Source organism: Bradyrhizobium sp. (assembly GCF_049581145.1).
Taxonomy (GTDB): Bacteria; Pseudomonadota; Alphaproteobacteria; order Rhizobiales; family Xanthobacteraceae; genus Bradyrhizobium.
This window is the reverse complement of sequence record NZ_JBAURI010000622.1, coordinates 1-9,431: the sequence shown is the minus strand read 5'-3', so window position 1 is coordinate 9,431 and position 9,431 is coordinate 1. Positions and strand designations below refer to the sequence as shown.

Below are 9,431 nucleotides of genomic sequence, written 5' to 3'. Positions count from 1 at the left end.
CTTCCCAACCCGACGCAGCCGGAGACCTCAAAGCGTCATCGCACATCGTGGGCGACGCGCTCTGCCTCCGATCCGACTTCGACAAGCTCCCGAAGCGATGCGGCATCGAGCACGACGATCGCGCCGTGCTCCAGCCGCACCCAGCCGCGCAAGGCCCAGGCCCGCAACTGCTTGTTGATGCTTTCCCGGGTCATGCCGACCATCTCGCTGATTTCCTGCTGCGTGATGGAGATGGTTCGGCTTCCGGGTTCGAGCTTGCGCTTGTCGGTCAGGCCGAGCAGCGCGCTGGCCAACCGGCCCGGCAAGTCCTGCAGGATCACCTGCTCGACCTGCTCGCTGGTCCAGCGCAGCCGGGCACAGAGCAGCTCGATGAATTTCATCGCGAGCTCCGGCTGGCCTCGTACAAAGGGGAGGAACTCGCGGCGATCGATCACGAAGAGTTCGCAATTGGTATTGGCGGTGGCGTCGGCGGTGCGCTCCAATCCGTCGAGCACCGCGACTTCGCCAAACAGCTCGCCGGCATGGACCAGATTCAGGATCGCATTGCGACCGTCGGGGGAGGAAACACTGATTTTCACCGTGCCCGAGATCACCGCAAACAGGCTGTTGCCGGGATCTCCTTTGGAGCAGATCGTGGCTCCCCGCTTGACCAACGTGTGCTTCGCGTATCGACAAAGCTGATCGAACGCATCCGGTTCCAGATCGCAGAAGATCGGATGCTTGCGCAGCACCGCCAGTTTGTTGCCCGACAGGCGGCGAGCGTCTCCCATTTTGTCCTGAGTCACGCCGGTTAGGACTCCCAAGGGAACAGCAGGGTACCTATGCGCTTCCGTAGTCGACGTCCGTCGCATTTTCAACCTCAAACCGCTTTTTTGGCGCAAATTGGCGGCAGAAACGGGTCACGTAGATCAGAAACACGGTTGGAAACAACTCGGCGCTAACGGTAGATGCCCGAGTTCGGATGCTTGCGGCGGGTACAGCGGAGATCGTGGTGTCGCCAACTCGCCGTATATTCATGAGTATGAACAAACCGGACTTAGTTCAAATCCCGATCGGTCGCCTGCGGCATCCGAAGCGAGGGAGGCTGGTCTCAATGAGCGATCCCACAGCTGGCATTTTCGGTTCCATCGTCGTCCCTGGCGGCGGGAAAGACGGCGCCGGTTTCGCCGCAGCAAGCGATCAAGATCGTTGCGGTTGCGACTGAGCAAACCGGCAGCAAAATACCCGTGCCGCCAACCTCATTCATTGGCAATGCCCATATCCTTTATTAGCCGCGCGTACTTGGCGAGTTGCTCGCGCGTCAAGGCACCGAGTTCCTCAGGCGTGCTGCCGCGCAGCGCGAAACCCAGATCCTCGAGCTTGTGGCGCACGTCGGGGTCGCCGAGCGCTTTCAAGACTTCGGCGTTCAACCGGGCGACGATCTCTTTCGGGGTGCCTGCCGGCGCCAGCATCGCGAACCAGGAATTGAAGAAAAAGCCGGGCAGCCCGGATTCGGAAATGGTCGGCGTGTCCGGAAACTGCAGCAGCCGCTTTTCCGTGCACACGCCGATGAGCCTGACCTGGCCGCCGCGGACCAGCGCCGCCACGGTTCCCAGCCCCTGGAAAGCGACCGGGATCTGCCCCGCGGCTACATCGGTCGCCGCCTGCGTCGCGCCCTTGTAGGGCACGTGCATCAGGGAAATGCCAGCCGCGGACGCAAACATCGCCATCGCCAGATGCTGCGGACTGCCGGGGCCCCCGGAGCCATAATCGATCTTTCCGGGTGCGGCCTTCGCGGCGGCGATCAGGTCCGCTGCGGTCTTGTAACCGGTCTGATTGCCCGCGATTAGTCCCCATTCCACGGTCGCGACAAGCGAGATCGGCACGAAATCCTTCAGAATGTCCCAACGCATGTTGGACTGCAGGTTCGGCACCATGGTCATGATGCTGTCGTTGAAGCCTCCGATCGTGTAGCCGTCCGGCTCGGCGCGGGCGACCTGCTCGGCGCCGATCAGGCCGGACGCACCGGGCTGGTTCAGGATCACGATCTGCTGGCCCATATTCTCGGCCATCTTCTGCGTGACGATCCGTGCGGCGACGTCGACCGCGCTGGCGGCAGCCAGCGGCACGATCATCCTGATCGGCCTGTCCGGGTAAGTCGACTGCGCGACCGCTGCGGTCGCACCGGGAAGCAGGGCGAGGATCAAAGCCAGCCGACCAAGCCGCAGGCGCATCGCAACACCTCCCATTGAACCGGATGCGTGTTTTGATCAGCCAGCCGCAATCCTTCGGCGAAAGATTGCCCTCTCGCCCAACTCTTGGCAACCGTCCCGTTGGCAACGGTCCGCTTGGCAGCGATCTCCGGACAAAGACGCTGCGGCCGGGGGTCGGGCTCGGGCTCTTGGCGCGCTGCCGCGGCGCCTTGCCGATCCTCTCAGAGATCGCGCCGCTTCTGCGGTTGCGCGGCGGCCTGCGACCCCGTGTGATGATCGGCCCACGCCAGCACCACCGCAAAGGCCACGAAAACCACCGTCACTGCAAGGCTCACCAATATTGCGTCGACAGGCATATCGATCCCCTCCCTTCAATTTTGATTTGGAAGGAATCTTTCCGAGCGCGGCTCAATGGTCATTGATCGGGATCAAAGACATCGAAGCTTGTTGAGGCCGGCTTGCTATTCAGGCTGCCGCCAAGGCTGCGGCGCGCTCGGGGTCCCGCAGGCAGACGCCACCCGGTATGATTTCGATCACGCCCTCGCGCTCCAGCTTGGTGAAAGTGCGACTTACCGTTTCGATGGTCAGGCCGAGATAGTCGGCGATGTCCTGCCGGCTCATCGGCAAAGGTACGCTTGCCGACGCTCCCCTCAGCTGATCCAGCCGGTCGCGCCAGCCGATCAGGAAGGTCGCGACCTTTTCCTCCGCGGAGCGGCGCCCGAGCAGGACCATATGGTCGCGCGCCTGGTTCAGCTCGTGAACCGCCAATTCGTTGATCCGGCGCAACAGATGCGGCTTGTCCTCCGCAAACCGGCTGAACGCGGACTTGCCGAACCGGCAAACCGAAACCGGACCGATCGCATCGGCCGAGAAACCGTGGCGGGCGGTGTCGCTCATCCCCAGGAAGTCGCCCGGCAGAGCGAAGCCTACGATCTGCCTGCGGCCGTCGGGCAACAGCTTGTAGACGCGCATCACGCCCTCGAGCAGATTGTAGAACGAGGTCGTCATTTCCTCCTGCGCGAACACGGTCTCGCAGGGCGCAAATTGAATTTGCCGGCCCAACTGCTCGAACTCCCGGATTTCGGACTTGTCGAGCGGAGCGCACAGGCTGAACTGGCGCACCGAACAATCGACGCAGAAATGCCCGGTCGGTTCGACTGCAACGACGGAAGTCTTCATCCACGGCCCCCGATGCTCAGGCCGCGACGAAAATGTCCGCAAACCCTTGATCTGGCCGCATCTTAGACGATCCGCAGGACCGCCATTGATGCAGATCAATTGGGCCGATGTTGGTCCTCATATCCTTGCTCCTGCATCAGAAAGACCAATGTGTGATGTTGCGATCCGTTCTCATTCAGGCCCTCATCGCGTTGGCGCTGGCAGCGCCAGCGTTTGCTACCTCCTCCGAACAACGCGGTAGGACCTTTGCGCAATCGCATTGTGCACAATGCCACGCGACCGGCCGCGTCGGCCGGAGCCCGCTTCCGACCGCGCCGCCGTTTCGAACCTTGCATCTGCACTATCCGGTGGAGTCGCTCGCCGAATCGCTGGCCGAGGGCATCGAGACCGGCCACCCGGCGATGCCGGAATTTCAGCTCGATCCCGATCGGATCCACGACTTCCTGTCGTATCTGAAGACCCTCGAATAGCGTCAGCTACTCAAGAGCTTACAGCGCCTGGACCGTCCAGCCGATCATCTCCTTCGCCAGCCGGCCGAACGCATCGTCGAACGCTGCAACCGCCGCGGCCGGCTCGATCTGATCGAAGGTCTGGGTCTCGGCGAACATGCGCGAAGCGAGGACCTTGCCGTTCTTGTCCAGGATCCGGGCGGACAGTTCGATCTCGGCTTGCGGCGTGGAATCCAGCGCAACCTGGAAGCGCCTGACATCGACCAGAAGCTGGAAGTCGGTCTGGCCGACATCGGCGGCCCGCAACGGGGCGTGCGCCAGATCGTAATTCTCGAAGCCGTCGATCAGCCTTGCCTGCAGCAGCTTCGGGATGCTGTCGGCCCAGAGGAAATCGGCAAAATTCGGAAAGTCCTTGGTCGGCGAGAACAGCATGCGCTGCGTCTCCAGCATCGCGACCGCGGTCGGCTCGGGGATCGCCAACTGCCCCTTGATGGTCTTGCTGACCGGACCGAAGTCCTTCGGCGCGCGCAGATCGTAGGTGATCTTCTGCACTGGCGTGCCTGCGCCCGTCATCTTTTCCAGGCCCGTGACAATACCATCGAGCTTGCCGGTGTTTCGCGCCAGGCCCTCGGAGAAGATCTTGAAGTTGGCGATGGTGTCCTTCAGCGGCTCGGAATTTTCGGCCAATACCGAATCGACCCGCCGCAGCGCGTCCCGCGCGGCCTGCGTCATGCTCTGGCCCGCACCCGGCTCTGCGATCAAGGTCGGAACCGGTCCTGAACCTGCCAGTTGCGCGCCGCCCTCCAGTGCGATCACGGGCACGCCGGTCAACCCCTGGAATTCCAGGCCGACCTTGGTATCGGCGCGGACCGGCGTGGTCACAGCTACCGAGATGGTGGCGTTGACGCGGCGCGGACTATCGGGAACGAGACCGAGATCGGTGACCTCGCCGACCCGGATTCCGTTGAAGAGCACCGCCGCGCCGACCATGAGCCCCGGCACCGAGCCCTCGAACTGGACGTGGTAGGCGGTGCGCGGCCCGAGGCCGCCGGTGTTGTTGAGCCAGTAGACGAAGCCGAACACGGCGGCTATCGCAACCAGCACAAAGCCACCGATGAGAACGAAGGGAGCGCGGGTTTCCATATCTCTAGCTCTTTTCGGGTTGCAGCATCTGGGAGCGCTTGCCGTGGAAATAGGCCCGCACCCAGGGATGTTCGGATTGAAGCAGTTCGCGCATCGGCCCGATCGCCACGATCTTGCCGTCCGCCAGTGCCGCGACGCGGTTGCAGACGACGTTCAGGCTGGCGAGGTCATGGGTGACCATGAATACCGTCAATCCGAGCGTCTTCTGCAAGGTCTGGATCAGGCCGTCGAACTCGCCGGCCGCGATCGGGTCGAGCCCCGAGGTCGGCTCGTCGAGAAAGACGATCGCGGGATCAAGCGCTAGCGCACGGGCCAGCGCCACCCGCTTGGTCATACCGCCGGAGAGCTCGGCCGGAAACTTGTCGCCATCTTCCGGCAACAGCCCGACCATTTCGAGCTTGGCGGTCGCGATCTCGTCCATCAGCGTCTGCGAGATCACGAGATTTTCGCGCAACGGAAACTGGATGTTCTGCCGCACGGTGAGCGACGAAAACAGCGCACCCTGCTGGAACAGAATGCCCCATCGTCCGGCGGCGCTCTGCGTGCTGCGGTCCTGGGCGCCGCTGATCGCCCGGCCCATGACCTCGATCGTGCCGCTGCGACGTGGGATGAGGCCGATGATCGTGCGCATCAAGACCGACTTGCCGCCGCCGGACGCGCCGACCAGGCCGAGGATCTCGCCTCTGATGACGTCGAGCGACAGATGATCGATCACGATCTGCCGGCCGAAACCGACCACGAGATCGCTGACGCGAATGGCGAACTCTGGAGCCGCTTCCTGCATCGCTACATTCCGATCGATGCGAAGAAGACCGCGAACAATCCGTCGAGCACGATCACCAGAAAGATCGATTTCACCACCGAGGTCGTCGTCTGCCTGCCGAGCGACTCGGCGCTGCCGAGAACGCGCAAGCCCTCGCTGCAGGCGACGATGCCGATTGCGAGCGCCATGAACGGCGCCTTGATGATGCCGACCTTGAAGCTGGTCACGGACACCGCATCATGCAGCCGCGCGATGAAGATCGCCGGTCCCATATCGCCGTAGAATTGCGCCACCAATCCCCCGCCGTAGAGCGCTGCCATCGAGCCGATGAAGCTCAGGATCGGAAGCGCAATGATCAGCGCGACGATGCGGGGCAGGATCAGCACTTCGACGGGATCGAGCCCCATGGTCAGCAGCGCGTCGATTTCCTCGCGCATCTTCATCGAGCCGAGTTCGGCGGTGTAGGCGCTGCCGGACCGGCCGGCGACCATGATCGCGACGATCAATACACCGAGCTCGCGCAGCACCAGGATGCCGACCATGTCGACCGTATAGGATTCGGCGCCGAACTTTCGGAAGTGGAAGAAGCCCTGCTGCGCGATGATGGCGCCGATCAGGAAGGTGATCAGCACCATGATCGGGATCGCCTGGAAGCCGACCTTGTAGAGCTGATAGACCAGCGAGGTGACGCGCAGCGAGCGCGGCCGGCGCAGCACGCCGATCAGGGCCACGAACAGCGAGCCCAGCATCTGCAGGAACACCGCGACGTCTTGCGACGTACTCGTCGCGTAACGGCCGACGTCGCCGAGCCTCGCGAAAAGTGGATTGGGGGCGCTCACCGGCGCCGGATTGCGGCGGTTGACCTGATGGATCTCCTCGATCAGGCCGGCATAATTGTCGGCGACACCGACCACCTCGCTGCGATGGCCTGCCGCCACGGCGCGCCGCGAGATTTTTTCCAATATCCAGGCGCCGACCGTATCGAGCTCGTTCACGCCGGTCATGTCAAGCTTGACGCGTTCCGCGCGATCGAGTTCAGCCACGACAGCTTCGGAGAGCGTCTCCAGGCTTCTCACATTGGCGGCGGTCCAGGACCCGCCCGGATGCAACTCGATCGTATCGCCGTCCGGCGTGGCTGTCAGCAGGGGTGTCGATCCCAAGACCTTGTTCCTCTCTCGAGCGGAGGCATTTGCCGATGCCGTCCATTTTAACTCCTAGGCGCTGCCGCAGGCCTCCGATTGACCTGCCTCAAGTCGGCCGTTCGTCCCGAGGACGCGCGGAGCTGTTGACGCAAATCAAGCGCTGCGTCCACGCTTTGCCTAGGATTTCTCACTTGAATATGAAGGACGAGTGGCGATGTTCGACAAAGCCGCCTTAGCCGATGAGCTGCAGGCGCTGAAGCGCGACATGTCGCGCATTCTCAGCATGACCGGCGAGGACATCCGCGAATCATCGAGGAGCCGCGCCGATGCCCTCGCCGACCAGGTCAAGGCCGCGCTGAACGGTCTCGGCGAAACCTTGGGTCAAGATGAAGAGCAACTCGTCAAGCTGATATCGGAGCGTCCGATCGCCTCGCTTGCCTCGGCGTTCGCGCTTGGCATCGTCGTCGGGCTGTTGCTGAGGAGACACTCGAGATGAATAGCGAGAACGTGATCAAGCATCTGCGCATGCTCTGGCGCACCGACCGGATCATCGCCGATATCAGGCTGCACCATCTGCTGGTCGGCCTCGGCCTGCGTGCCTTCGCGGCGCTGATCGCGGCATTCGGCCTGCTGATGCTGGAGCTTTCCGCCTATTTCGCCCTGGTTCAGATCTGGACCGCCATTTCGGCCGCCGCCATTCTCGGCGCGGTCAACTTTGCCATTGCCGGGCTGCTGTTTCTGATCGCCTCCCGGCCTCCATCGGGACGCGAGCTCGAACTCGCCAGCGAAATTCACGACGCGTCGATCGACGCGCTGCAAGTCGAGGCGCGCGCGCTGCAGTCCCAGGTTGCCGGGGTGGTCCATCATCCCTTGAACGGAATCCTGCCATTGCTGATCGTGCCACTGATCACCATCATCATGAACAGCCTGAAGAGACCGGCGAAACCGAACACTGCCGCGGCCGAACAAAATGTAGCCGAACCGAAATGATCACTTTACCTTGCGCGTGGACGCCACCAAACAAGGCCGGCACGCCGGACGCCGGCCGGGTCACCCTGGACTAAAGCACCAGCCGGACATTGCAGAGATCGTGCTCGGACGGATCCGCTTTGACCTCGAAGCCGAGGCCTCGGCACATTTCCAGCATGGTGGCGTTTTCGCGCAGCACATCGCCCGAGATCACCTTGAGGCCTTCGGACCTTGCATAGTCGATGATGTGCTGCATCAGCGCCCAGCCCAGCCCCCTGCCCTTGAGATCCGACCTGAGCAGGATCGCGTATTCGCCGCTCTCGTAGATCGAATCGGAGTGAATCCGGACCACGCCCACCAGCTCGTTGCTGGCTTCGTCGAACGCCACGAACGCCATCGCGCGTGCATAGTCGAGCTGCGTCAGGCGGGCGATGAAGTCATGGGAGAATTCCTTCATCGGCGCAAAGAAGCGCAGGCGCAGATCGTTCGGCGTGACGTGGCGCAGCAGTTCGTGGATCAGAGGTTCGTCCTCGGGGCGGATCGGCCGTACGAAGACCTGCCAATCGTCCTTGACCTTCAGATGCCGCTCCCACTGCGAGGGATAGGCCCGCACCGCGAAATTGGCCGGACCCGACCCCTTGAATTTCGCCGCCGCGTGCCCGACCGCGACGCGGGCGTCGACCGCCATCACGCCGGTTTCGTCGGCGAGCAGCGGATTGATGTCGAGATCGCGAAGCTCGGGAATATCGGCCGCCATCTGCGCTAGCTTCATCAGAACGATCGCGACCGCATCCGGCCTGACCGCGGGCACGTCGCGGTAGGCGCACAACAGCCGCGAGACGCGCGTGCGTTCGATGAGATCGCGCGCCAATTGCAGATCGAGCGGCGGCAGCGCCAGCGCCTTGTCGTTGATGATCTCGACGGCGATTCCGCCGCGGCCGAACACGATGACGGTCCCGAACGTCGGATCATCGGTGACGCCCAGGATCAGTTCGCGCGTCTTGGCTCGCACGACCATGGCCTGCACGATGACGCCGGATATTCGCGCCTGCGGCCGCGCCGCTTTGGCACGCGCCAGAATATTCGTGGCGGCAATGCGGACCGCTTCGGGGTTCGTCAGGTTCAGAACTACGCCGCCAACGTCCGATTTATGAATGATGTCGCGCGAGTTGATCTTGAGCACGACGGTGGCGCCTGTCGTGAACAGATGCGATGCGTAGCCCACGGCCTGCTCGACATCGGTGGCGGCAAACGTCGGCACCATCGCGATGTCATAGGCCTCCAGCAACCGCTTGACCTCGACCGGGTCGAGCCAGGCGCGGCCATCGGCAAGCACCGTGGCGACGATGTTCCTCGCCGCATCGAGATCCGGAGCAAACGCGCTCGGCATGGCCGGCGGCACCCGCATCAACGCCTGCACGACCTCGCGGTGACGCACCAGGTGCATGAAGCCGCGCACGGCATCGTCTTCCGTCGGATAATTCGGAATGCCGGCGCTGCTGAGCGTCTGGACCACATTCTGCTCCGCGCCGACCCAGACCGCCAAAACCGGCTTGGCCCCACGGCGGTGCTTTTCGTGGTACTTGTTCACCAG

General features: G+C 63.1%; 11 protein-coding genes. 3 read left to right on the top strand and 8 right to left on the bottom strand.

Going from position 1 to position 9,431, the window contains the following annotated elements; genetic code table 11:
* Positions 1 to 35: 35 nt before the first annotated feature.
* From WCB02_RS20550 to WCB02_RS20535, 4 genes are all read right to left on the bottom strand, one after another.
* Positions 36 to 785 (bottom strand): Crp/Fnr family transcriptional regulator, encoded by a 750-nt coding sequence (locus WCB02_RS20550; protein WP_423960903.1) that lies wholly within the window; start codon positions 783 to 785, stop codon positions 36 to 38.
* Between the two features lie 453 nt (positions 786 to 1,238).
* Entirely contained in the window at positions 1,239 to 2,213 is a 975-nt protein-coding gene (locus tag WCB02_RS20545; protein ID WP_423960901.1) for a Bug family tripartite tricarboxylate transporter substrate binding protein, read from the bottom strand.
* A 200-nt stretch (positions 2,214 to 2,413) separates the two neighbouring features.
* Positions 2,414 to 2,548: a hypothetical protein gene (locus WCB02_RS20540; protein ID WP_423960900.1), complete on the bottom strand. Its 135-nt coding sequence runs from the start codon at positions 2,546 to 2,548 to the stop codon at positions 2,414 to 2,416.
* A 109-nt stretch (positions 2,549 to 2,657) separates the two neighbouring features.
* Complete coding sequence (locus WCB02_RS20535) at positions 2,658 to 3,371, bottom strand: helix-turn-helix domain-containing protein (protein ID WP_423960898.1); 714 nt, start codon at positions 3,369 to 3,371, stop codon at positions 2,658 to 2,660.
* Between the two features lie 155 nt (positions 3,372 to 3,526).
* Between WCB02_RS20535 and WCB02_RS20530 the strand changes: the two genes are divergently transcribed.
* Positions 3,527 to 3,841, top strand: a complete 315-nt coding sequence (locus WCB02_RS20530) for a c-type cytochrome (RefSeq protein WP_423960896.1) — start codon at positions 3,527 to 3,529, stop codon at positions 3,839 to 3,841.
* Positions 3,842 to 3,859: 18 nt separating this feature from the next.
* Here WCB02_RS20530 and WCB02_RS20525 read toward each other — a convergent pair whose 3' ends face one another.
* The 3 genes from WCB02_RS20525 to WCB02_RS20515 are packed head-to-tail and all read right to left on the bottom strand — an operon-like array spanning position 3,860 to position 6,886.
* Positions 3,860 to 4,963 carry an ABC-type transport auxiliary lipoprotein family protein gene (locus WCB02_RS20525; RefSeq protein WP_423960894.1) on the bottom strand — a complete coding sequence of 368 codons (1,104 nt, stop codon included), beginning with the start codon at positions 4,961 to 4,963 and terminating at the stop codon, positions 3,860 to 3,862.
* 4 nt (positions 4,964 to 4,967) lie between these two features.
* A complete protein-coding gene (locus WCB02_RS20520) occupies positions 4,968 to 5,747 on the bottom strand; it encodes an ABC transporter ATP-binding protein (protein ID WP_423960892.1) in 780 nt (259 codons plus the stop codon).
* A 2-nt stretch (positions 5,748 to 5,749) separates the two neighbouring features.
* Positions 5,750 to 6,886, bottom strand: a complete 1,137-nt coding sequence (locus tag WCB02_RS20515; RefSeq protein WP_423960890.1) for an MlaE family lipid ABC transporter permease subunit — start codon at positions 6,884 to 6,886, stop codon at positions 5,750 to 5,752.
* A 196-nt stretch (positions 6,887 to 7,082) separates the two neighbouring features.
* Here WCB02_RS20515 and WCB02_RS20510 point away from each other — a divergent pair, with 196 nt between their 5' ends.
* Both WCB02_RS20510 and WCB02_RS20505 read left to right on the top strand, forming a co-directional pair.
* A complete protein-coding gene (locus WCB02_RS20510; RefSeq protein ID WP_423960888.1) occupies positions 7,083 to 7,364 on the top strand; it encodes a hypothetical protein in 282 nt (93 codons plus the stop codon).
* On the top strand, positions 7,361 to 7,858 hold the full coding sequence (locus tag WCB02_RS20505; RefSeq protein ID WP_423960886.1) for a phage holin family protein: 498 nt from the start codon (positions 7,361 to 7,363) through the stop codon (positions 7,856 to 7,858). Before WCB02_RS20510 ends, WCB02_RS20505 begins: the two co-directional genes overlap by 4 nt.
* 70 nt (positions 7,859 to 7,928) lie before the next feature.
* Here the strand turns inward: WCB02_RS20505 and WCB02_RS20500 are convergent.
* Positions 7,929 to 9,431 (bottom strand): GNAT family N-acetyltransferase (locus WCB02_RS20500; RefSeq protein ID WP_423960884.1); only part of this gene is annotated, 1,503 nt, incomplete at its 5' end.

Coding starts and splice junctions, on each gene's coding strand:
- WCB02_RS20520 (WP_423960892.1), bottom strand. CDS start 5,747: ATGCAGGAAGCGGCTCCAGAGTTCGCCATTCGCGTCAGCGATCTCGTG.
- WCB02_RS20505 (WP_423960886.1), top strand. CDS start 7,361: ATGAATAGCGAGAACGTGATCAAGCATCTGCGCATGCTCTGGCGCACC.
- WCB02_RS20545 (WP_423960901.1), bottom strand. CDS start 2,213: ATGCGCCTGCGGCTTGGTCGGCTGGCTTTGATCCTCGCCCTGCTTCCC.
- WCB02_RS20525 (WP_423960894.1), bottom strand. CDS start 4,963: ATGGAAACCCGCGCTCCCTTCGTTCTCATCGGTGGCTTTGTGCTGGTT.
- WCB02_RS20535 (WP_423960898.1), bottom strand. CDS start 3,371: ATGAAGACTTCCGTCGTTGCAGTCGAACCGACCGGGCATTTCTGCGTC.
- WCB02_RS20530 (WP_423960896.1), top strand. CDS start 3,527: ATGTTGCGATCCGTTCTCATTCAGGCCCTCATCGCGTTGGCGCTGGCA.
- WCB02_RS20540 (WP_423960900.1), bottom strand. CDS start 2,548: ATGCCTGTCGACGCAATATTGGTGAGCCTTGCAGTGACGGTGGTTTTC.
- WCB02_RS20510 (WP_423960888.1), top strand. CDS start 7,083: ATGTTCGACAAAGCCGCCTTAGCCGATGAGCTGCAGGCGCTGAAGCGC.